Source organism: Streptomyces corchorusii (assembly GCF_001514055.1).
GTDB lineage: Bacteria > Actinomycetota > Actinomycetes > Streptomycetales > Streptomycetaceae > Streptomyces > Streptomyces olivaceoviridis.
Genome location: NZ_KQ948370.1, coordinates 77,764 through 99,333 on the forward strand (window position 1 = coordinate 77,764; position 21,570 = coordinate 99,333).

At 67.9% G+C, this 21,570-nt stretch carries 24 protein-coding genes; 21 read left to right on the top strand and 3 right to left on the bottom strand.

The features are described 5' to 3' along the window. Positions 1-339: 339 nt before the first annotated feature. On the bottom strand, positions 340-1,395 hold the full coding sequence (locus tag AQJ11_RS37615; RefSeq protein ID WP_059266287.1) for an aldo/keto reductase: 1,056 nt from the start codon (positions 1,393-1,395) through the stop codon (positions 340-342). Then, entirely contained in the window at positions 1,392-1,883 is a 492-nt protein-coding gene (locus AQJ11_RS37620) for an ATP-binding protein (protein ID WP_059266288.1), read from the bottom strand. The genes AQJ11_RS37615 and AQJ11_RS37620 overlap by 4 nt, the downstream gene beginning before the upstream one ends. Positions 1,884-2,937: 1,054 nt before the next feature. Between AQJ11_RS37620 and AQJ11_RS37625 the strand changes: the two genes are divergently transcribed. The 7 genes from AQJ11_RS37625 (at position 2,938) to AQJ11_RS37660 (ending at position 9,046) form a co-directional block, all read left to right on the top strand. Then, the gene (locus AQJ11_RS37625) at positions 2,938-3,447 is read left to right on the top strand and encodes a hypothetical protein (protein WP_159061753.1); all 510 of its coding nucleotides are present in this window, start codon (positions 2,938-2,940) and stop codon (positions 3,445-3,447) included. Between the two features lie 599 nt (positions 3,448-4,046). Continuing rightward, positions 4,047-5,567: a sensor histidine kinase gene (locus AQJ11_RS37635; protein ID WP_079082580.1), complete on the top strand. Its 1,521-nt coding sequence runs from the start codon at positions 4,047-4,049 to the stop codon at positions 5,565-5,567. A 59-nt stretch (positions 5,568-5,626) separates the two neighbouring features. Then, positions 5,627-6,049: a roadblock/LC7 domain-containing protein gene (locus AQJ11_RS37640; RefSeq protein WP_059266292.1), complete on the top strand. Its 423-nt coding sequence runs from the start codon at positions 5,627-5,629 to the stop codon at positions 6,047-6,049. 9 nt (positions 6,050-6,058) lie between these two features. Next, positions 6,059-6,427 (top strand): DUF742 domain-containing protein, encoded by a 369-nt coding sequence (locus AQJ11_RS45165; protein ID WP_159061754.1) that lies wholly within the window; start codon positions 6,059-6,061, stop codon positions 6,425-6,427. A gap of 31 nt (positions 6,428-6,458) precedes the next feature. Next, on the top strand, positions 6,459-7,031 hold the full coding sequence (locus AQJ11_RS37650) for a GTP-binding protein (protein WP_244218550.1): 573 nt from the start codon (positions 6,459-6,461) through the stop codon (positions 7,029-7,031). Then, positions 7,028-7,555 (top strand): GAF domain-containing protein, encoded by a 528-nt coding sequence (locus tag AQJ11_RS37655; RefSeq protein WP_059266295.1) that lies wholly within the window; start codon positions 7,028-7,030, stop codon positions 7,553-7,555. The genes AQJ11_RS37650 and AQJ11_RS37655 overlap by 4 nt, the downstream gene beginning before the upstream one ends. A 222-nt stretch (positions 7,556-7,777) precedes the next feature. Then, positions 7,778-9,046 (top strand): acyl-CoA dehydrogenase family protein, encoded by a 1,269-nt coding sequence (locus tag AQJ11_RS37660; protein ID WP_059266296.1) that lies wholly within the window; start codon positions 7,778-7,780, stop codon positions 9,044-9,046. 34 nt (positions 9,047-9,080) lie between these two features. On the opposite strand, the gene AQJ11_RS37665 is transcribed toward AQJ11_RS37660, so the two are convergent. Beyond that, positions 9,081-9,350 (bottom strand): hypothetical protein, encoded by a 270-nt coding sequence (locus tag AQJ11_RS37665; RefSeq protein ID WP_159061755.1) that lies wholly within the window; start codon positions 9,348-9,350, stop codon positions 9,081-9,083. A gap of 106 nt (positions 9,351-9,456) precedes the next feature. Here AQJ11_RS37665 and AQJ11_RS37670 point away from each other — a divergent pair, with 106 nt between their 5' ends. The 14 genes from AQJ11_RS37670 (at position 9,457) to AQJ11_RS37735 (ending at position 21,564) form a co-directional block, all read left to right on the top strand. Beyond that, the gene (locus AQJ11_RS37670) at positions 9,457-9,933 is read left to right on the top strand and encodes a LuxR C-terminal-related transcriptional regulator (RefSeq protein ID WP_059266298.1); all 477 of its coding nucleotides are present in this window, start codon (positions 9,457-9,459) and stop codon (positions 9,931-9,933) included. A 143-nt stretch (positions 9,934-10,076) separates the two neighbouring features. Next, positions 10,077-10,586: a hypothetical protein gene (locus AQJ11_RS47255; protein WP_244218551.1), complete on the top strand. Its 510-nt coding sequence runs from the start codon at positions 10,077-10,079 to the stop codon at positions 10,584-10,586. Continuing rightward, the gene (locus AQJ11_RS47260) at positions 10,583-11,173 is read left to right on the top strand and encodes a DUF6624 domain-containing protein (RefSeq protein WP_079082582.1); all 591 of its coding nucleotides are present in this window, start codon (positions 10,583-10,585) and stop codon (positions 11,171-11,173) included. Before AQJ11_RS47255 ends, AQJ11_RS47260 begins: the two co-directional genes overlap by 4 nt. A 187-nt stretch (positions 11,174-11,360) precedes the next feature. After that, positions 11,361-12,182, top strand: a complete 822-nt coding sequence (locus AQJ11_RS37685) for a helix-turn-helix domain-containing protein (RefSeq protein WP_059266301.1) — start codon at positions 11,361-11,363, stop codon at positions 12,180-12,182. After that, a complete protein-coding gene (locus AQJ11_RS37690) occupies positions 12,179-12,421 on the top strand; it encodes a hypothetical protein (RefSeq protein WP_059266302.1) in 243 nt (80 codons plus the stop codon). The genes AQJ11_RS37685 and AQJ11_RS37690 overlap by 4 nt, the downstream gene beginning before the upstream one ends. Beyond that, positions 12,418-13,182 carry an inositol monophosphatase family protein gene (locus AQJ11_RS37695; RefSeq protein WP_059266303.1) on the top strand — a complete coding sequence of 255 codons (765 nt, stop codon included), beginning with the start codon at positions 12,418-12,420 and terminating at the stop codon, positions 13,180-13,182. The genes AQJ11_RS37690 and AQJ11_RS37695 overlap by 4 nt, the downstream gene beginning before the upstream one ends. Positions 13,183-13,592: 410 nt before the next feature. Continuing rightward, positions 13,593-14,543: a phosphotransferase gene (locus AQJ11_RS37700; RefSeq protein WP_159061756.1), complete on the top strand. Its 951-nt coding sequence runs from the start codon at positions 13,593-13,595 to the stop codon at positions 14,541-14,543. 164 nt (positions 14,544-14,707) lie between these two features. After that, complete coding sequence (locus tag AQJ11_RS37705; protein ID WP_079082584.1) at positions 14,708-16,555, top strand: glycoside hydrolase family 15 protein; 1,848 nt, start codon at positions 14,708-14,710, stop codon at positions 16,553-16,555. A 90-nt stretch (positions 16,556-16,645) separates the two neighbouring features. After that, a complete protein-coding gene (locus AQJ11_RS37710) occupies positions 16,646-17,116 on the top strand; it encodes a helix-turn-helix domain-containing protein (protein ID WP_059266305.1) in 471 nt (156 codons plus the stop codon). Next, entirely contained in the window at positions 17,113-17,742 is a 630-nt protein-coding gene (locus tag AQJ11_RS37715; RefSeq protein WP_059266306.1) for a hypothetical protein, read from the top strand. The genes AQJ11_RS37710 and AQJ11_RS37715 overlap by 4 nt, the downstream gene beginning before the upstream one ends. After that, positions 17,736-18,248, top strand: coding sequence for a hypothetical protein (locus AQJ11_RS49460; RefSeq protein WP_059266307.1), 513 nt, complete (start codon positions 17,736-17,738; stop codon positions 18,246-18,248). The genes AQJ11_RS37715 and AQJ11_RS49460 overlap by 7 nt, the downstream gene beginning before the upstream one ends. Next, positions 18,245-19,057 carry a zinc-dependent metalloprotease gene (locus tag AQJ11_RS37725; protein ID WP_059266308.1) on the top strand — a complete coding sequence of 271 codons (813 nt, stop codon included), beginning with the start codon at positions 18,245-18,247 and terminating at the stop codon, positions 19,055-19,057. Before AQJ11_RS49460 ends, AQJ11_RS37725 begins: the two co-directional genes overlap by 4 nt. 95 nt (positions 19,058-19,152) lie before the next feature. Then, complete coding sequence (locus AQJ11_RS37730; protein WP_159061757.1) at positions 19,153-20,436, top strand: hypothetical protein; 1,284 nt, start codon at positions 19,153-19,155, stop codon at positions 20,434-20,436. A gap of 147 nt (positions 20,437-20,583) precedes the next feature. Further along, on the top strand, positions 20,584-21,564 hold the full coding sequence (locus AQJ11_RS37735; protein WP_244218552.1) for an endonuclease/exonuclease/phosphatase family protein: 981 nt from the start codon (positions 20,584-20,586) through the stop codon (positions 21,562-21,564). The last annotated feature ends 6 nt before the right edge of the window (positions 21,565-21,570 follow it).

Sequence of the window (21,570 nt, forward strand, 5' to 3'; positions counted from 1 at the left end):
GGCGCCCCCGGACGTACTGGCACCTGCTGCCACGCTCGATGACCTGGAGGGAGGGCTTGCGCAATGCGCCGCATGTGGTGCACTGGCTCGGCCAGGGCATGGAGCGGACCCCGGGAAGCCGAACCTTCCGCTCGTAGCCCGCGGCACGCATTGCTTCCTCATGTTCTCGCTCCTCAGCGATGCCCGGGGCAGGCCTCGCCGAAAAGGCCGGCTGGCTGCTCGCTGCGGAGCCAGGCGGCAGGGCCTTGTCGAGCGAGGCGAATCCGCCGATCAGAAGACGTGGAGCGGCCCGCGTCGGCGCATCGCGGCGGGAGACGTCGCCGCCTGGACCTGTGGTGTTCACGGCTGCAGTTCCCTGATTGGCAAGCGCGCCGCCGCTTCCCGGGCCTGCGCCCGCAGGCTCGCGTAGACGTCGTCAACGATGGCAAGCTCGTGCTCTGTGAGAGGACCACCCAGGCAGCTGAAGTTCTCCTCCACCTGCTCCGCGGTGCTGAATCCGGCAACGACCACGCACTGATCGCCGCGCTGGAGACACGAGCGTAGGGCCAGTCGCGCGAGGGTGCCGGGCGCATCCCCGAAGTGACGGCGCAGGACGTGCAGTTGTTCATCGGCCCAACCGCTGAGGCAGTGAATCAGCCCGGCCCGTAGGGAACGAGTCGGCGTGTGCGATGAGGAACTCGCCAATCCATTTCCGACGAGCACTCCGTGGGCCAGTGGAGCCGCCAGCACGAGGCCTACGCCGTGACGCGCCGTGAACGTGAACAGGTCCTGGCCCTCGAGCGAGAGCGCCGGGGTGAACGCATTGAACCGCGTCCAGACCACGTCTGGCTTGATCAGCCGGAACAGGTACAAAAACCGATCCGCCTGAGCCGCCCATTTCTCCGGGGATGCCGCGTAATGCGTGAAGGGCCCCCGCATCCCGATCGCCTTGATCGTCTTCACTTCCCGGAGGGTGCGCATCGCGTCGATCGCATTGCCCAGGTAGCGGTCGCCAGGGCCGAAATCGAAGCTGTCCAACGTGTAGAGGTGGAGTTCATCGGCGTACATGTTCTCTAGGGTCTGCTCAAGCTGGTGGTGAATGTGCCGGCCAGCGTACGGATGCGCTGCGCTGCCTCGTATGTGGCCGACCTTACTACTGAGTTGGAGTGCCAGCTCCTTGTTCTGTTTCGCGAACTGCCCGAGGATGCGCTCCGAGTGCCCGCAGCCGTAGGAGTCGGCGGTGTCGAAGAACGTGGCACCCCGTTCGACCGCCCGGTGGAGCCCAGCCAGGAATCGGCTGGACCTCACCGATCCGCCTGGGAGCGCGTGATCCGTGGGAAAATCGCAGTGGAGCCCGAGCGGGTAGGCAGAAATGCCGTGGCATAAGTGTCGGAGCCCGAGGTCGTGAGCGGTCACGCAGCGCTCCCTGACAGGCAGAACGCGGCGATCACGACCTTGCCCTCGCGAGCAGGTTCGACCCCCCAACCGTTGGCGAAAGCGTTTACCAGATACAAGCCCCTGCCGCTCGTGGGGAGGTGCCCTCCACCGGTCGTGGCCGTCGCCTCCTCTTGCGAGCTGGCCATGAGACTGACAACGTCGGCCGGAATGACAGTGGTGTCCCTTCCGCGGTCAACGACGCCCACGGTGACACCATTCTCGTACAGATCAAGGATGAGGGATACGGGCCCGTCCCCGTGCCGGATTGCATTGGTGAGAAGTTCGGTGACGACCAGCACGGTGTCGTCAATCCGGTCACGGTCGGTCCGGCCGTGCAGAAGTCCACGGACCGTCTCACGGGCCCATGACAATAGTTTCTCACTGGCGGTGAGCGCGAAGGAGTGGTGGTCAACCAGTGGCCCCAGGGGCAGTTCCCGGAATAATTCGGCTGCTGTAGTCGGCGGCAACTTCGTCTCCTTGCGTGTTGAGACGCCTTGTGGCACGGGCCGCAGATACGTCCCGTGCCACCAACCCTCGCCGACAGGCTGTGGCACCGGTACGCCAAACCTTGGCCATGTTGTGGCCATCTCGCCCGTACGAATTCAGTACGCGGCGTCCGAGTGACCGGAAGGGATCCATGTCCCTCGCACCGCCGGCAGGGCGACGACTTGGTCGTCTTGGGTTGTCGACCTGCTGAGACACGCGGCTGATCTCGCCTCGGGTAGCAACGATCAGGCATGTCCATGCGGGAGGCCAACAGGTGCAGCTCCTCCGGGTGAGAGATCGCCTGGGGCACCAGCGGCGGCATCTTCGCCAACGCACCGCCCGTTGTCGTGGGCTCCGCTTGAAACTCCTCCAAATCGCCCGCGGAAGTCCGTCGCGGCTGCCGGTACACGCGTTCCAAGGTGCGATTCCCCGCAATTTCCGAGCACCTAGGGAGACATAGCGCGCATAACCCAATGAACACCAGTTCCGTGAGCGCGCTCGAATGGTGCCTGTCAAGCGATTCGGGGAAGGTGGCCGCAAGGTGGCCATGCGCCGCTCACTCCCAGGCGCGAACCCAACGAAAGACCGATCTGACCTCTTTTGCACCCTTGATGGGGGCAGCAAGAGGGCCGGGGACTCAACTCGTGTGCCCTCGATATGGCCATGAGGTGGCCACGCTTTGGCGTACCGATGCCGCGACTAAGCGATCACGATTGGTTCCGGATGAGCTACGCATCCGGAACAGCAGCCCCGTCCTGGAGTCTCGGTGATCGTCACCGCAGCAGCTCGCCGTGCGCAGCGAGGGCTTCCGGCCTTGGCCGAGGAGCTGAGCAGTCCACGACAAAAGCCGAACGGGACTAGGCCGTGAAGGCCGGACGCGCGGCGGTGAAGCTGCGGACGCTGGCCTGCAGAGCCCGCCCTGTGATTGGAGTCAGTGTGATATCGGTATTCGGCCTCAGCCTGAGGTGGCACCGGCGCTGCGCCCTCCGCGCGCCGAGCGGACGCCGTATTTCCCGTTTCCCCTCAACTGAGGTCGTGGTGGAGGCACTCAAGGACCTCGTGGAACGGATCCTGGGAGAGAACGATCAGCTGCCCCGCAAGGACTTGGAGCTCACCCTGCTCATCGCAGGCCTGCGGCAGCACCTTCCGCATCTCGAACAAATCGTGACGGAGAAAGACCGCGACCTGGCCGAGAACGTACGCAGTCTCCGCGAGGCGCCGCTGCCGGTCGGAGGCGTATCCCTGGTGATCCACACCGTCCGGCTCGCCGAGATGGCCCAGGCCCTGATCGACCGAGTTGACGCACCGGCTCCCAGCACGCGAGCCACCGCACCGGAGAAACCCACTGCGGGAGGGCACACGGAGGTTTCCCAGGACGCCCTTACCACCGCTCCCGGCGGCGACCGTCCGGTCATCGGCGCGGCGAATGTCCTGGTCTCGATACCCGGAGGGGCCCGTACCCGGGCGCTGCAACGCCGATCCGCACGGCTGGAGGCCAGCGCGTTGGCCAGTTCCCTCCAGGGCTGCGGGCCGCCGGCCGCGTAGACCGAGCCCCGTGGTGGACGGTGCCCTCCGTTCCGTCTGCCGCAGGTGCTCGCCCGTGGGTTCCGGTTTCCGACTCTGGGGGGACCGCTCGGCACGCCGAACGGATCCCGGAAACCGTGAGCGAGGTGGCGAACCTCCGTTTCGTCTCCGTCCCGGCTGCCGCGGTTTCCAGAACGACCCCGCGGCAGCCAGTCCACACCTTCCCGCTCTGCCCCTACCGACCACTTCGTCCGAGGACTCCATGACCCCCGACACCTCCCCCACCGACTTCGAACAGGTCAGAAGGCGCCGGCTCGCCGCGACCCTGCGCTGCCGGCTGGTGCGCTTCGGTCAGAGCCAGATGCTCGTGCTGGATACGGCCGGCGCCACACATCGGTGGGGAACTTCACAGCGCGAGTGCCGCGCCGGGTCCGCGCGGCGGTGCGAGACGCACCGAGCATGGACCGCCTGCCGCGGCCGCCTGCGGATGCCGCAGGCCGGACGGCTGACATCGGCGATCACGGAGCCGGGAGCGCTGTATCACCACCTCAGGCAGACGTGTGCCCGGAGGCCGCACGTCTTGGGCCAGCCGCAGGGGACGCGTGTCCGGGAGACCTGTCATGTCTGATCACGCCGCTCCGGTCACGGCCCGGTCCAGCCGACAGCGTGGCGCTCACGCCAGCGACGACGCGCGTCCTGCCCCCGCGTTCACCGCCAGTTGTTTCACGGCCTGCACGCTGGGCGGTGGGTGGCTGCTCGACCGGCTGGAGGTAGTGCCCGCGCTGGCAGCTGTGATGGCGGCAGGCGCTGTCACCGGGAGCCTGCTGTGGTGGAGCGCGGTTCGCTCGATCAGCGCTCGCAGGAGCGGGGCGCGGGTGCGGGCCGAGTACGAAGCCAGCCTGCGGAAGTGGGAAGGCAGCCTGCGGACACTCGGGGACGTCGTCGTCGCCGCCGAGAAGGGCGGGGAAGTCGTTCGCTGGGCGAGCGAGCAGGTGGAGAGGGGGAAGGTGCACACCGACCTCCCCCCGCCGACTGCATACCGGCGCACGGGCAACGCGTCCGTCGACGCTGTGGCCGTGGTGCAGCAGGTCCTGGAGGAGTCCTGGCAGGCGGTGATGAAAGCCGCCACGCATCAGCGCCGCATGCTCAATGACCGGGCGGAGCTCGCCGAGGTCTTCACATCGATCGCTCCGCGTCTGCAAAGCCTGGTCAACCGCAGCATCGCCGCGATCACCGAGGCCGAACGGACCATCGAGGATCCGGAACTTCTGGATGCAGTGTTCCGGGTGGATCACCTGCTGACTCAGATCCGGCGCGACGCGGAAAGCCTCGCGGTCCTGGGCGGCTCGGCTCCTTCCCGTGACAGCGCGCCCGTCCTGGTGGTGACCGCGGTCCGGCGGGCCGTCGCGGAGATCCCCGAGTACGCGCGGGTCCGTGTAGGGCCGACGGGCCAGCGCGCGGCGGTGCCCGGCTACGTCAGCCCGAACCTCGTGCACCTGCTCGCCGCGTTGATGGAAAACGCTACCGACTTCTCTCACGACAAGGTCGAGGTGTTCATCCACCAGGCGGGTACGGGTATCGCCATCGAGGTACTCGACCGCGGCACCGGGATGTCGCAGGACAAACGGGAGGCACTCAACCGTCTTCTGGCAGCCCCGGAGACAGAGGATCTCCGCGTTCGGCTGCGCGAGGGGAAGATCGGTCTGCTGGTAGCCGCGCAGCTGGCCCGGCGCCATGGGATCACCATCGAGCTGGGTCCCAACATCGTCGGTGGCACCCGGGCCGTCGTGGTCATCCCACCCAACCTGCTCGTCTCCGCGGACGTACCGTCCGATACTCCGCCGCCTCCCAGGCCACGCCCGTTCGTCCCGGCCGCGCCCTCGCAGCAGAGTCACGCCTCGCCTCCCGCCGAGGCCGCCGCGCAGCGGCGCCGGAGTCTGCCCTCTCGTTCCACCGGTGAGGCCACGGTCCCGGTCGGGCAGGACGGCAAACGGGCACTGCCGCGGCGCAGCGCGGCGAACACACGTGTGCCGCCCGCGTCGACACAGGCACCCGCCGGCCATCCGACGAGCAACCTGATGGCGGACTTCCAGCGGTCCCAAACGCACGGGCAGCAGTCCGCGCCGCCGTCCGGCACCTGACCCCCCCCCGGCCTCCTGCCCCTTCTTCCGGCCTTCGTACAGACACAGGAGAAAAAGTCATGCAGAGCGTCACCTCCCCGCGTGAGCAGCTGAGCGGCCTGCTGGACCAGCTCATCGACAAGATTCCCGGCGCCTTGCACGCCCTGTTGGCCTCGGGTGACGGACTGAAGATGGCCTTGACCCAGCAGCCGGTTGAGGACGCCGACACGCTCGCTGCGACGGTGGCAGCCCTGTACTCGCTGTGCCGTCGGCCGTTCGCCGCGGCTGACGGCGGAATGCGTCAGGTCGTTGCCGAGCACGATGCCGGCTACCTCTTCGTCATGAGCGCCGGTGCGTCGTTCACCAGCGCTCAGGCAGTGGGCACCGTACTGGCCCTCGTGGCCACCGCGGACGCCGACCCAGGACAGGTCGGTCACGAGATGGCGCAGTTCATCAGGGGCCTGGACGAGCACCTCGTCGTCGGCGCCCGCACCCGGTCGTAGGGGCCTGTGGTGACGCCGGACAGCAGCTGGTCCGACAGTTCCTTACGAGACGTACGCCCCTACACCCTCACAGGGGGACGAACCAGCTCACCGCACCTGCTGGATCTCACCACCTGTCTCATCGCCCGCCCCTCTGCCCGTTCGCTGTCCGGGCTGAGCCCGGAGAGCGAGTCACTGCTGGTGCACTGCAGCGGCACCATGCGCTCCATCGCCGAGATCGCCGGGCTGCTCCAGCAGCCGGCCCAGATCGTGAAGGTCCTGGTCGGGGACCTCCTCGACTGCGACGCGCTGGAACTGGCCAACCCTGTCAGCTTTGCCAGGGAAATTGTCGACAAAGAACTCCTGGAGGCACTGCTTGAAGGCCTGCAAAAGCTCTGACCTCGCGCCCCGGCGGGACGCGCGCGTTCCCGTGGCCGAACTGAAGATCGTGATCGCCGGCGGTTTCGGCGTCGGCAAGACCACTTTGGTGGCAACCCTCAGCGAGATCCCGCCGCTGACGACCGAGGAGGTCCTCACCTCCGCCGGCGAGGGCGTCGACGATCTCCACGGCGTGGAGGGCAAGATCACCACGACCGTGGCCATGGACTTCGGCCGGATCACCTTCCCCAGCCCGAACCGGACCATGATCCTGTTCCTGTTCGGCACACCAGGACAGGAACGCTTCTGGTTCACCTGGGACGAACTTTCCCGCGGCGCGGTCGGCGCGGTCGTGCTGGCAGACACACGGCGTCTGGAGGACTCCTTCGCCGCGGTCGGCTACTTCGAGGAGCAGGCCCTTCCCTTTCTGGTGGCCGTCAACCAGTTCGACGGTGCTGACCGCTACGAACCCGACGAGGTCCGCGAGGCCCTCGAACTGGGCCCGGACGTCCCCGTCATCCCATGCGATGTCCGCCAGCGCGCCTCCGCCAAGAACGTCCTGATCACGCTCGTCACGCACAGTCTCAACCGCCGCCGCCCCTTGATGACCGGAGCCCCCGCATGACTCTCCCCGCCGACACCCTGCACCTCGCCGGGCAGCACCCCAACCACGAGGCCCTGCTGCGTGCCTTCCGCCTCACCGGCCCGGACGCCCAGCTCGACGCCTTCGCAACGGAACTGGCGCAGGAGGCCGATGCACCCTACGCCATGGTCAACATCTTCGGCGCCGAGCAGCAGTTCTTCGGCCTCCACACGCCCCATGGCGACAGCGACCTGCCGGCCGTCGGGCGCACCATGCCCCTCGCCCACGGCTTCTGCCCCGAAGTGGTCCGCCTCAAGATTCCCCGGGTCCTGCCCGACGTGTTCTCCAACCCGCGCTCCGCAGGCAACCCGGTGACCGACCTGCTCGGGATCCGTACCTACGCCGGTGCCCCCCTCCTCCACCGCGACACCGTCCTCGGCACCGTCTGCTTCGTGGGCCTGGAGCCGCGGGACCTGAAGACCGGCCGCACCTCTCTCGAACTCATCAAGCGCCACCGCGACCAGGTCATGGACTTCCTGTACCGGCGCGCCGGCATCACCCCGTAGCCGCCGTCCACCTCGCCACACGCCACGAGTGACCACCAGGGAGGGGAACCGCACGATGTCCGACACGTGCCCAGCACAAGAGCACCGCCGGTTTCGGGCAACGGTCCGCGCGTTGGCTCTTCCCATTCCAACCGGCGGTTCCAGCCACTGACGCCCCTCTTTTCACCCCCTCACTCCGGAAGTCCCAGCCAGCACTCTTCGTTCAGGCACAGGGAGACGACCATGCCCACCACCCCGCCCCCATCAGCACTCCAGCCTTACCTCACCCCCCGCCACATAGCTCTGTGGCAGGAGGCCGACATCTTCGCGGCCGAGGACATCGCCCCGCGCGTGACACGCATGGAAGCAGCGCCCGGCCGAGTGGAACGCAAGGTCGCCAGCCTTCTCGCAAGCCGCAGCTGGTTCGCCGTGACAGTCCCCGCCGAGTACGGCGGCATGGGCGCCGGACACGTCGCCAAAACCATCCTGATCCACCGGATCGCCCGCGTCTCTGCAGCTGCCGCCGCCATCCTCCAGGCCACCCTCATCCCCGTAGGCGCCCTGATCAACTTCGCCACCCCTGAGCAGAAGAAACACTGGCTGCCGCGGGTCGCGGACGGGTCTCAACTTCTGTCGATCGCCTCCACCGAGCCGGACGCCGGCGGCCACATCGGCGGCATCGAGACGACAGCCGAACGCGACGGCCCCGAATGGATGATCACTGGCAGTAAAGTCCACATAGGCAACGCCCACCTGGCAGGCGCTCATCTCGTCATCGCCCGCACCGCTAAGCCGGGAGTGAGCGCGTCCCGGGCTCTCACCGCCTTCATGGTCGAGTCCGACCGCACGGGGCTTACGGTCGCCGACCACCAGGCGGGGCTCGGACTACACGGCTTCTCCGCCGGCCGCCTCGGCCTCGACCACGTCCGCGTACCGGACGAGAACAGGGTGGGCGAAGTCGGCCACGGCCTGGACGTCGCCCAGAGCAGCAGCATCCTCTACGGTCGCGCCAACCTCGCAGCGATCAGTCTCGGACTGCACGAGGTGCTCGTGGAAACCACCGCCTCCTACCTGAAGAACCGCCCCCGCTACGGCGGCTCACTGTCCGACCATCCGGTGATACGAGGCCGCATCGGCGAGATGGAATCCCGCCTGCGGGACGCGCGCGTCCTGACCTACCAGGCCGTTCACCTCCGCGACCACAGCTTGGCCTGCGACGCGGAGCTGATCAACGCCAAGTACCGAGGTCACTCCTACGCGGTGCAGTCCGCCCAGGACGCCATGGAACTGCACGGCGGACAGGCGTTCAGCACCGACTACCCCCTCCAGCGTTTGTGGCGCGACATCCAATACACCTACCCACCCGCCGGAACCGGTGAAGTCCAACGCATCCGGCTCGCCGACGCAGCTCTGCACGAGGACCCCATCCAGTGGTCCGTCCGCCTCCCCGAAACCGCCTGGACGCGCGCCGACCACACCCCGCATAAAACCCCCGTGCGCAGCGCCCCGTGAATCCATCGCTGCGCACGGACCCGGCCGCCAGCCCTCACCCCCTCCCCCGGTAAGAGGGCTGGCGGCACCAGATGCCGTCCCCCACATACTCGACCTCTGCGATGACCAGGTCGGCTCGGCGGTCACGCTCGCATCCCGGCTTGGCACGCCAAACGTCAGCGCCGGCCTCGACCTTCACCGCCGACGAGGAGTCCGCCGTCTCACCGAACGCATCAGGTAGCTGATCACCGGAGTCGTCGGATCCGAGGTCGATGCGGCGACAGAGCCCGGCTGCGCCCATGAACCGGATCGCCTCACCGTCCACATGCCCCTTGAGCAGGCCCGCCGCCTGACACAACGTCTCAGCGCGGCTCAGAACAACCCGAGCGTCCAACTCGCACGCTGACCAACCACCGACCCGGAAGCCCGTCGTGACCACTACCACTGCCCCGACCACACCTCTCACGCCAGGGGAGAAGCGCATCGCCGAGCACCTGATACGCGGCCTGGCCCCCGCTGAGATCGCAGCTCGCGCGCACCTGGCCCCGTCCACGGTCAAGGCATACCTCCGCAGCCTGCGAACAAAGCTGCACTGCCCGCGCGCCGCACTGCACATCCTCGTGCACGCGATCCTCAGCTCCGGCCAAGTGACACTTCAGGCGATTCACCCGGCCCCGGCCTTCAGCGTCGATGAGATCCGGCTGCTGCGAGCACTCGCCGAACACCAACACTGGATCGACGTCGCCAAGGCGGCCCGTATCGCTCCCCGCGACGTCAAAACCCATATTGAGGCTCTCGTGGCCCGCGCGGGCGCTAACGACATCTTGCGGCTTGTCGTCCTCGGCCACGCATGGCAGCTCCTCGGCCCGGCACAGGCCCAGGCGGACACTTCAGGGGCCGGCCGATGAGCAACCCTCGAACGCCGAACCCAATCGGGCAGCACCCCCCGGGTAGCACCCGTCCTGTATCGGCCGCCGGATCGGCGTACGAGATGCGACCGCTACAGAGCGGGGGCGCGCGTGCCGAGGCCAGCGCCCTGGTGGAGGAGCGCATGCACTGGCTCGCCAGAAGGAACCTGCCACTGCCAGCGCAAGCGGACAACATCCCAGCGCTCTTTCGTGACGAGCAGCACGTGCCCATCGGCCTCTTCGATGACGACGTCCTGATCGGCTGCCTCTTCCACGACCGGAGGTCCGGCCTTTCACACTGGGGCAGCAAGGGCGCGGGTTCCAACCTGTTCCTTCGTCAACTCCATACGCTGCCCGATCGTCCTGACGACGCCGTTCGCCTGATCACCTTGTGGGCCAGCGACTACGCTGCCCGCTCAGGCCTGCCACACGTACGCGCCGAAGCGCCGGCCGATCACCGAAACGCGGACTGGCTCGCCCGGCTCCTCCGCCGTGTGACAGACATGGGTTGGCAAATGCGCGGGTTGGGACATGGAGAAACGGATGAACGTGTCGTTCAGCTGGAGTTGCGTGCAGAGGCACGCCCCGGTCTGACACCCCTCATCCGCTGCGCCATCGCCGTTCCGCCCGGAGACGATGGGGGGACCCTATGAGCACAGAACCGCTGCGTCCCCACCTCGCCCGCGATCTGATCGCTCGTGCTGAACAGGCGAGTCCCCACTGGTCACGACGCATTCGTAACGAGCTGGACGGCATCCAGCTCGGGCGTGGCCGTCATGTCGACCACGTCAACGCCAGGGTCTTGCGGCGCATCCTGGCCGAGCACGACTGGCCCGGCCACCGGCTCGTAGGCCGGAACGGCTGCCGCGCCGCCTGGCAACTCGCGCTGCACGCCGACGACGACCCCGAATTGCAGCGTTCCGCCGCGCGCCTCATGCACCGTGCCGCGCAGGACGACGACGCCCCGCCGTGGCAGTGGGCTCACCTCCATGATCGGGCCCTGCTCACAAGCGGCCACACCATGCAGGAGTACGGCACCCAGTACCGCGGCGGCCCACATGGTGTGGAGCTGTATCCCGTGCGCGAGCCAGCCACAGTCAATGCTCGTCGCGCGGAACTCGGGCTGCCTCCCGTCGCCGTGGCGACGAACGGCCTGCGTCAACGCCTTCGCACCCCGTCCAGTCGCATCAATGACGCGACCGCCCTGACCGCCTTCTCCTTGATGGCCGGCGCAGCGTGACTGCACGGCCATCCGACCGCGGTGATCGGCCTCGCCACCGTCTACCGCATCCTGTCGCCCACCCGCTGACCCTGCTGCCTCACAGAGACCCCCCATGAACCACTCCCCGACTGCTCCGCAAGACCAACCGGCCCCGGCTGACATCCTCCAGCCCGGACCGTGTCTTCCGCGGTGTGACAGCCCTTCAGTGCCGCACCTGATCACCGGCTCCCTCATGCGCCACTACCGCATCGCAGCGGGCTTGTCCTACCAGCGCGCCCGAGAACTCACAGCCATATCAAACAAACGCCTGCACGGCATAGAGCTGACGCGGTCTCCTCTGACGGAGGAGACCGCCCGGACGCTGTTGCACGCCTACGGCGCGCCCGGGGAGGACGTGCAGGTGGCAACCGCGCTGCTGCGAATGGGACACGCCCACCAGGCCCAAGTCGACGTAGTCCAGAGTGGCTCGTGGGTGTCCGCGCTGAGGGAGGCCTCGCAAGAGACCCTGATCTTCAGCACCGGCCTGCTCCTGCCTGTCGTCGACGCAACGGCCCCCGGCACCCCGGCTCGGGGCCGCGCCACGCACCACTGCAGGACAGTACTGCTGCTACACGAGGGCGCACTGGAGAGGGCGCCCGCCGAGCTACTCGCGCAGCTGATTCGCCTTGTCGATCGCAGGGCCATCACCGTGCGTCTCGTCCACTCACAGTTCGCACCTCTTGAGGGGTGGCTGACCGAGTGGACGCTGACGGCGGGAAGCCGGGAAGGAAGCGCAGCAGAACGTGCACGCCGCCAGCTGTACGTCAGGCACACTCTCCAGGAGCGCTTCCTGGCGCGCAACGGGCACCCCGCGCTGCAGGACCGGCAGATCATTCAGGCTGCCATCCGTCACTCCCTGCCGACCGCCGCCAGCGCCGACCAACTGCGACAGGCCATGCTCTGGTCCCGTTCGAGAGCGGCCACCGGCGGACGCCGCAACCCGGCGGCCGCCCCGTCGGACGGCCCATCGGTCAGGAGGCCGGCATGACGGTCACCCTGCGCCTGCCCGACCACGACCTCCCCTTCGTGCCAGCGGGCAGCGAACGCACCCTCGACGACGGCATCGCCGTGTGCGTCAGCGAGCAACTGCTTCCGGTGACATACACCAACGGCCCGCGAACCCGCGAGCAGAGTGCGCTGTTTGAGCGGCAACTGGACGTGGCCCACGGCCCCGAGGAGTCCCTGGCTGCACTGCTGCGTGCTGCTGAGCGAGGGGACCGCGCATGACAGGTGCCACACAAGCGATATCCCTGGACACCGTGCTCGGCGGCGTGTTCACCCAGGCAGCAGACGACATCGCAGCGTTCCGCAGCCGCGGGCTCCGTCCTGTGACCGACCTTCACCTGCACCTTCGGGAACTGATCACCAGCTCCGTCAACGAGGTCTGGCCCGATCTGCCGGTCATCGCCGCCACGCGCCACCACGGCACTTTGTGTGCGCTTCCCGATGACTGTGTCCTGCTCAACCCGCTCGATGGTGCCGCCGCGTTCCTGGCGGGCAGTCCGCATTTCTCGATCACCGCCTGCCGCATCCAACGAGGATTCCCCGTCCAGGGCATCACGGACCTGCCCGCCTTCCACGTCCGCGTGAGCACCGATCGGGCCGCGCTGACTGTCAGTGGGGACATCGAGCAACTGCCGGCGTTCGATTCGGACACCGTGCTGATTAGTCCTCGCCACGTCGAACAAGCCCGGATGCTTCTGCCTGACCGGCCCATCGCGGCCGTGTGCACCGCGAGCATCGCGATGACTTTCGTGGCACTCGGTCGCGCACGAGCCGCCGCCTGCCCTCCAGCAGCCGTGGAGAGAGCAACCCCCTGGGACTACGCCAGCGCCGCGCTCGCCGTACACAGCTCAGGCGGCAGAGCCGTCACACCAAACGGCTCGGACTTGGCCCACAGCCGACCCCAGGCTCACGCCGGCTGGCTGGCCTCGCGTGACGCACCGGCAAAGGGTGACCTCGCCCAGCTGATGCACCCACAGCCCTGATCCCACACATGCTTCAAGAGGAGTTCCCCATGGGCATGTCCCACTCTGCGGACCAGGGGACGGACAGACCCGTCGGTCCGCCGATGGGCGACGGCCTCGACCAACGTCGGACCAAGAAGGACTGCCGACTGACAGGCCAGGACATGGCTCAGCTCACCGCAAGTCGAGGTCCAACACAACCAAGTCCATCCGCGGCCGCATCGAGGAGACGCGCCGCTCCCACGGGACATTGCAGAGGCCTGGCACCTTGCCGAGCACCGGCTACCCACCCTCATCTCCGCGCTGAGCCGCGGGATCGTGCCCGAGGCTGCCCGCACAACGGCGCCGACTGCAGCCCAAACCGAACTCGGTCGGGGATACACCCCGCGCACCGAGGTGCCCACCACCCCAATGCCCGCAGGGAGCAGTGCATGACCAAGCCGAAAGCGTCCTCGGTGGCTGTCCCAGCCCTCGTAGCGTCTCGAATGAGCAGCGAAATGCTGGGGCTGCCGCTGCCGGAGGACGCCCGGGACCGGCTGCACGTACAGGCCCGACACGGCGCCGCCGTTCTGGGTGTCGTGGTCGACGGCACCGAATGTGTCTGGGGCTGGCGGGGCGGTTCCCTATCGTTGCCGGTGCTGGACACCTCTGGTGCTCAGCTCTGGATGAAGTTGCGGTCGCGGCCGGCTGGCAAGGCGGCTCCGCCGACCTGGTCGGGTGTCGCGACCGCAGAACGGGTCATGACCGGCCTGCCAGTCCTCCGGCCGGTCCTGATAGCCCAAGAGACTTGGACGTGCGACGATTTCGCCTACCAAGCCGAGCTGGCATCTCGGCTTCCCGTGCGATCCTTCAGCCCCACCCGGGTTGCCCCTGAATGGGTAGCCGACCTGCCGGCAGCCTGGTGGGCCGACCTGCGTGCCGCACTCGACAGCCTCCAAGGAGCGGCGTCAGCCGGGCTGGCGACCGTTGCCTGGCAGGAGGCGGCAGCCCGCTCGGTAGGAGCTGTCGACCTAGCGTCATGGGTTCCGTCACACGGCGACATGTGTGCGGCGAACCTCGGAGCGGCCGGTGCTCGGGCCGTGCTTTTCGACTGGGACTACATCGGATGCGGCCCCCGCTTCGCCGACGCCGCCGGCCTCCTCCTCTCCAGCCTGGACACCCCCGACGTAGCCGCCCGCGTCACGGAGCACTTCGGCGACCAACTCGATTCGCCCGCTGGGCTGTACGCCCAATCGGTGATCGCCGTTCACTGGAACAGGCGGTTCAAGGCCGGCGAGCACGTAGACCTCGCACCAGCCCTGCGCGCGCACATGCGCACGGTCGAAGAACGCCTCTCGCTGACAGGGAACCGAGGGGAGCCACTGCCTAGCACGCCCTGCTGACACGCGCCCCGGGCCACGGGCGATGCCTCCCGGCAGGCACCGCCTGGCGCCTGCCCCGTGCCACTGCGCCAGCCGCGCCCGGTCGAGCCGAAGACCGGCGTCCTGAACTACCCAAGCACCACACACGACCCGCACTACGCCACACATGAACGGATTCACCCCATATGTCACACCGTATCGAGGACTACGCACTCATCGGAGACATGCAGACCGCCGCACTGGTTAGCCGGGACGGCTCGGTGGACTGGCTGTGCCTGCCCCGCTTCGACTCGCCCGCCGTCTTCGCCGGCATCCTCGGAGACAAGCAGCACGGCTTCTGGCGGATCGGCCCCGCACACGCCGAGGGCACCCTTCCCCCGGTCGCCAGCAGCCGCCGCTACCGCGCGCACTCACTCATCCTGGACACGGAGTGGCACGTGCCCGGGCACGGCACCGTGCGTGTCACGGACCTCATGCCCACCGGCGACGATGCACCGAGCCTGATCCGGATCGTCGAGGGCGTCACCGGCCGGGTCCGGATGCGCTCCGTACTGCATACGACCGTCAACTACGGGCAATACACCGCCGCCCACCGCCAGACGGGCGGCCGCACCGTCTTCTCCGTGAGCAACGGCGTGCTCTGCCTGGACACCAGCGCGGACAGCACCGTCGCCGGCAGCGGGGAGTTCACGGTCGGGGAGGGAGACACCGTCACCTTCGCCTTGACCTGGCAGAGCGACGAATCCGTGGCGCCGGTACCGCCCGACGCCCGCGCCGCTCTGCTGCGCACGGAGGCGTACTGGCAGACGTGGGCAGCCCGGTCGACCTACCAGGGCCCGCACGAGGAGGCGGTGACCCGCTCGGCACTCACACTCAAGGCACTCACCTACGCGCCGACCGGCGCCATCGTGGCGGCACCGACCACGTCCCTGCCCGAGGCCATCGGCGGCGTGCGCAACTGGGACTACCGCTACACCTGGCTGCGCGACGCCGCCATGACGGTAGTCGCGCTGGTGTCGCTGGGCTACCTGGACGAGGCGCGCGCCTGGCGCACGTGGCTGGTCCGGGTGATCGCCGAGGACCTGGACAGCCTGCAGATCATGTACGGCATCGCCGGCGAACGCCAGCTCGTCGAAACCGAGCTGGACTGGCTGCCCGGGTATGAGAACTCCGCGCCGGTCCACATCGGCAACGGCGCCGCCACCCAGCTCCAGCTGGATGTGTATGGCGAGGTGCTGGACGCTCTGCACCAGGCCCGCATGGCCGGCCTCGAACCGGACCCGCAGGGCACCCAGTTGCAGCTGCGGCTCGTCGCCCACCTGGAACAGCGCTGGGCCGAGCCGGACGCAGGGATCTGGGAGGTGCGCGGTCCGCGCCGGCACTTCGTGCACTCCAAGGTCATGGCGTGGGTCGCCGTCGACCGCGCGATCAAGCTGATCGAGTCCGGCGACGGCGACGGCCCGCTGGAGCGCTGGAAGGAACTACGCGACGACATCCACCGGGACGTGTGCGAGAAGGGCTACGACAAGGAGCGCAACACCTTCACCCAGTCCTACGGCTCCCAGGAGCTGGACGCCTCCCTGCTGCTCATCCCGCAGATGGGCTTCCTGCCGCCGGACGACAAGCGGGTGATCGGCACCATCGAGGCCATCCAGCGCGAGCTGTCCACCCCGGACGGGTTCATCCTGCGCTACCCAACGGAGGGCGAAGACGCAGGCGTCGACGGCCTGCCCGGCGACGAAGGCGCCTTCCTGCTGTGCGCTTTCTGGATGGTGGAGGCTCTGGCGATGATCGGCCGCACCGATGAGGCCCGCCACCTGTTCGACAAGCTCCTCGGGCTGCGCAACGACCTGGGACTGCTCGCGGAGGAGTGGGACCCACGGTCGAAGCGTCAGGTGGGCAACTTCCCACAGGCGTTCAGCCACGTTGGCCTGGCCCTCGCGGCGCGGAGACTGATGCCTCAGGTCACCCTGTCGCTGCCCGGCCAGCGGAGCACAGAACCGGGCCTCACCGCCGTGCCCACCATCCAGTAACCCTCCTGCGTCCGGCGGCCGGCCTGCCTGGCCGGCCCCGGGCGTCCCGGCCCGCACGCATTGATTCCCCACCGACCCGGATAGCCCACCATGACCACCACTGGCACGAGCGCACAGCTGAGCCCAACCCAGCGACGCGTCGCCCTGCACCTCGTATGGGGAATCCGCCCCGACGACATCGCCGGCAGGCTGCACCTGAAACCTGAGACCGTCCAAAGACACATCAGATCCTTGCGCGCCCTGCTCGGCTGCCCGCCTCGCGCTCTGCTGCACGTCCTCGTCCACGCCCTTCTCGCATCCGGGCAGTTCCAGCCGCCAGCACCGCAAGGCAACGCTCCCGACCTCCCAGAGCAGGACATCGAGGTGCTGTGTGTCCTGGCCCGGCACAGCAACCGTAAGGAGGCTGCCTGCGCCGCCGGTCTCACACCCGGCGCGCTGGAAAGACGGATCAGGGCCCTGAAGGCCGCCGCCCGCGCCCAAGACGAAACGGACCTCATCATCTGGGCCCACTCCTGGACCCTGCTCAACGCCGCCACGGCCCCGGGAGAGACAAGCCGATGAGCGCTGAAGTACTCGCCGGACCCCCATACGAGGCACGCCCGCTGTCTACCCGCTCCCAGCAGGCCGAGGCCAGTGTCCTCGACCTGCACCGCATCGGCTCGCTCGTCCTACGCGGCCTCCCTCACAACGTCCAGGCCCCCGCCAGCTACTTGGTCCCCGACAGGCTGACCGAGCCGGTGGGCCTGTTCGAGGACGCCGCACTTATCGGGTGCCTGCTACTGCACCGCAGCCCCGACCTACGGCACTGGGGACCACGGGCACACAGGCCGGGCCTGCTGATCACCCACGCACACAGCATCCCCGGGACGGCTGGCGTCGGCCGGCTGATGACCCTGTGGGCGACGGACTTCGCCGCCCGTCTCGGCGTGCCCTGTGTGCGGGCGGAGATCCCGGACTGCCACCAGGACGCGCCGGGCCCGGGGCAACACCTCCTGCGCCACGCGGAGGATCTGGGCTGGGAGATCTGCGGTTACGGCGCCGGATGGTGCAATCCGGGACAGCGGGTGGCCCGTGTCGAGATGCCGGCCGAGCCGCGGCCCGGCCTTGTCCACCTGATCCGCTGCACCGTCCCTCTCCGCCAGGCAGCCACCGCTGCTGCTGCGGCGGCGGGTGACGACTCATGCTGAGCCCGCTGGCCACGCCCGCCGAAACGACCAAACGCATGCGGGGGCACACGCGCACGCCGCCTTGTCCCCCGGACCCGAGCGAGGAGGCCTCCACCGTCCTGGGCCAGGCCTGGCGCAGCTGCACACCCACATCGGTGCCGACCGGTGAGAGGTTCGACCTCGTGCGCGTCGACGAGACGCTCGGACACCTCGCACTGCACTCCCTGCGCGTTCGTGGCATACGCTGCGGCGCCGTCTTCGCGGATCACGGCAGCTGGCACTTTTTCGTTCCGCCCGGCTCCGCCGCCCTGCCGCCCGCGATGGACTGGCCGCAGGCCGTCACTTACCTGGCCGGCCAGCATGTGACCATCCCCGCCCGAGGCGCCCGCGCCGCACTCGGGACAGCGCTGCACTGGATCACGCGTGATCCCCCGGGCTACCTCTTCACTGCCCCCATTCCTTTATGGGCAGCCTTATGCGCCTTCACCGCCAGACCGGACACCACCATCACAGGAATGAAAAGATGACCACGCTCAGCGTCGTCGATGAAACCGGCAGCAATGACTTGCTGGCACAGACAATGAACGAGATACTTCACACGGCGACTCCCTACGTCGAAAAGGCGACGGGGCTCACACTTCCCGACCTCAATGTCCGGCTGATGGACCGAGGCGCGGCGGCGAAGCAATTCGCTTTGTTCGTCGCACAGCGGATCCAGCGCGACACCTCAGGCATCGATCTGACAAGCGAGGACGTGCAGCGGGCTGCCGTATATCCGGGGCAAGTGGAATGGGTGACATACGTGCGCTGGCGGTCCACCGAAGCACTCCACATCACCACGGACACGGGCCTTCCCACCACGCTGATCATGCCCGAGTCCCTTGAGCACCAGAAAGTGACCCGCGACCGACGATGCCTGTGCGCGCTCATGGTCGAGACCCTGGCCACGCAGGCACAGGTAGCCGCCTGTCAGGCACGCTTCCTGCCCTACCGGGGCTGGCCGGTGCCCCCGGACCCCGACGACCCGATTCCCTACCTGAGCGCCGGCCATGCGAAATGGGCAAGCGAACAGGTCTGTCCTCTCCTATATCCGGCAGACCCCAAGCGACGACGATGGCACCGCCGGATCGCGCGCGCCCTGCTCGTCGGAGACGCAGACCAGCGGCACCGCCGACAGCGGTACGCGACCGAATTCGTCGACCAGGCGATTGGCGCGGTCGGACTGACGGCCTTCAACAGGATGTGGGCACAGCCTGAATTTCTGCCCACCTTGGAAGAGCTGCGTGGGCCGGTCGTATGGAAACGACGCTACGAGGCCGCGCGCTTCAGCGTCTGATTACAGCGGATTGATGCATCCGAGCAAGCAGTTGGACTGCTCCCTGTCGAGCGCGAGCACCTCTCAACTCATTCAGGCCACAAAAAGGAAGGCGCATGTCCGAGCAGCTCGTATCGCCCCTCTACGACGGAACCACTTCGCGTCGGCCGAGGAGGCCGGAACCACGCGCTGGACGAGGCCACGCCACCCGCGCTGCCGAAATGGCGGTGCTTTATCAGTCGGGCGGGTTCTCACCCGACCATCTGGCGGACCTCTACGGGGAGACGGTTGCGACGGTTCACTCGGAGCTGCGGAACGAAGGCGTGGAAGTCACTCATCCAGGTCCGTCACCAGACCCCATCGCAGTCACCATGGAGGCCCTGTACGACCTGAGGCTCAGCATCGACCGGGTTGGTTGGCTCTGTGGATGCTCGTACAGGAAAGCGAGGAAGATACTGCTCGGCGCCGGTGTCGAACTACGCGAAGGTCGCACGCCGCTGAAGCAGGAGGTGGATGTTCCCCGCCTGGTAAAGCTGTACGAGAGCAGACTGAGCGTTCCCGCAATCGCCAAGGAGTGCGGAATCTCCTACGGCACGGCGTACAACCGGCTCCGCGATGCTGGCGTCCTGCGGGGGCTCCGTAAGGAGGTGGATGTTCCCCGTCTGGTAAAGCTGTACGAGAGCAGACTGAGCATTCCCGCAATCGCCAAGGAGTGCGGAATCTCCTACAGCACGGCGTACAACCGGCTCCGCAATGCTGGGGCCCTGCGGGGGCTCCGTGCCAAGCCCCTACGTCCTTCCAATCCCTTGCCCGCTTCCACCGTCGTGGACCTTCATCTGCAGGGCTACATGAAGGAGGACATCACCCGGCTCACCGGCCGCTCCAACAGTTTCGTTCACCACCATCTCGCGCTCGCCGGCCTGCCAGTTCGGGTCAGGCCGGACGCACTGAGTGTCGACACAGAGACACTGCTCGCCGTCTACCGGATCGTGGCCTCAAGCGCAGTCACGGCAGAAATCCTGCACTTGAGTGAGGGCGCCGTTTTCAACCGCCTCTATGAGGCCGGGCAGGAAATTCTCGCTGCCCCAGACCCGGAAGCCCCGCCGCTGCACATCCCGTCGCCGAGTGCGTGGCAGCGTCGACACCAGGACATACTCGCGCGAGCCGCCAAGGGGCAAGGGGGCTATTCCATCGCCACGGCCCTAAAGATTCCGCCAGCAGAAGTGTTCGAGGTCTTACGCCTCTACCAGAGCAGAGATCACACCTCCGCAGAGATCCTCTATCGCCATGGCCAGGGCGAAAGCCCCGGCGTCATTGCCATCCGGATGGGTCTGCGACTCGACCGGATCAAGAGCGTACTCGCCAAGTACTCCGCCAGACACTCCCCCCGCCGCACATGACACCGCAGCGTGACACGACCGCGGCTCGGCGCGGGTCTGCTCCCGTACGCCGAACAGGCCCGCCGTCTGCGCGAGCGGCACGGCCTGATCGCCTCCTTATCCGCTCCCGCTGCGGTCTGGCCCGCTCCCGCCCGATAAACGCGCAGCGTGACCGCCGCCACCATCCGCCCGTACCGGTCCTGCGCCCCACCACCCGCCCCAGGAGATGACCCCTTGTCCTTTTCCGAACCCGCCCTCGATACCGAAATTCGCATCGTGTGCTGGAACGTCGAGCACAACGGCCGCGGCCGGCACGGAGGGGAAGACCACCGCGACCTGGCCCGCGACATCCTCGCCTCCATCAAACCGCACGTCGTGCTGCGCCAGGAACTGACCGGTGCGTGGGACCGCGGAAAGGCGGACCTGTACGCCGAAGCCAACCGGCTCGGTGGCCTCACGCCGTTCATGACCGCGCCGCGGGAAGGACGCAGCCGCAACCCGGTCGGCGTGATGGTCGACCCCAACCTGTTCTTCATCGACGGCGAGTTCGAACACGACATGCCGTGGAAGCCGATCTGCAACCCCCGCGTGCGCCTCAGAGGCTGCGCGAGGTCGATCGACCTCGCCTCGGCGCATTTGTGTCATTTCGACCCGGACATGCGCGCGACCGAGGCGCGGCGGCTCACCACCCTCGCCGACAACTCACGCAGCGCCCTGGTGGGGATGGATGCCAACAGCTACCCACATCAGGCGGAGCTGGAGTCCGTGGCGCTCCCGGACTGGGGCAAGGTCGAGGATCGCGTGCACTACCAGCACCGCACCATCGAGCGCGCCGGCAGGCGTGTCTCGGACACCCGACCGGACGAGATCCTCTCCGGCGGCGACCCCGTCTTCATCGACCTCGGGCTGCACGCCGCCACGGCCCTCGGCCAGCCCGGCGCCCTCGCGGCGACGGCAAGCCTGAAGCGCACCGACCAGGGGCCCGCCCAGCGCATCGACCGCATGTACTGCACCCCCGACCTCGCGCCGGCTCTGACCGCCTTCGAGGTTCTGGCAACCGACGACGTCCGGACGGTCTCCGACCACGCCATGCTCCTCGCGCGGTTCGACCTCGACGTCCTCCGCCGAGTCCTGACCCCCACCCGCTGACACCTC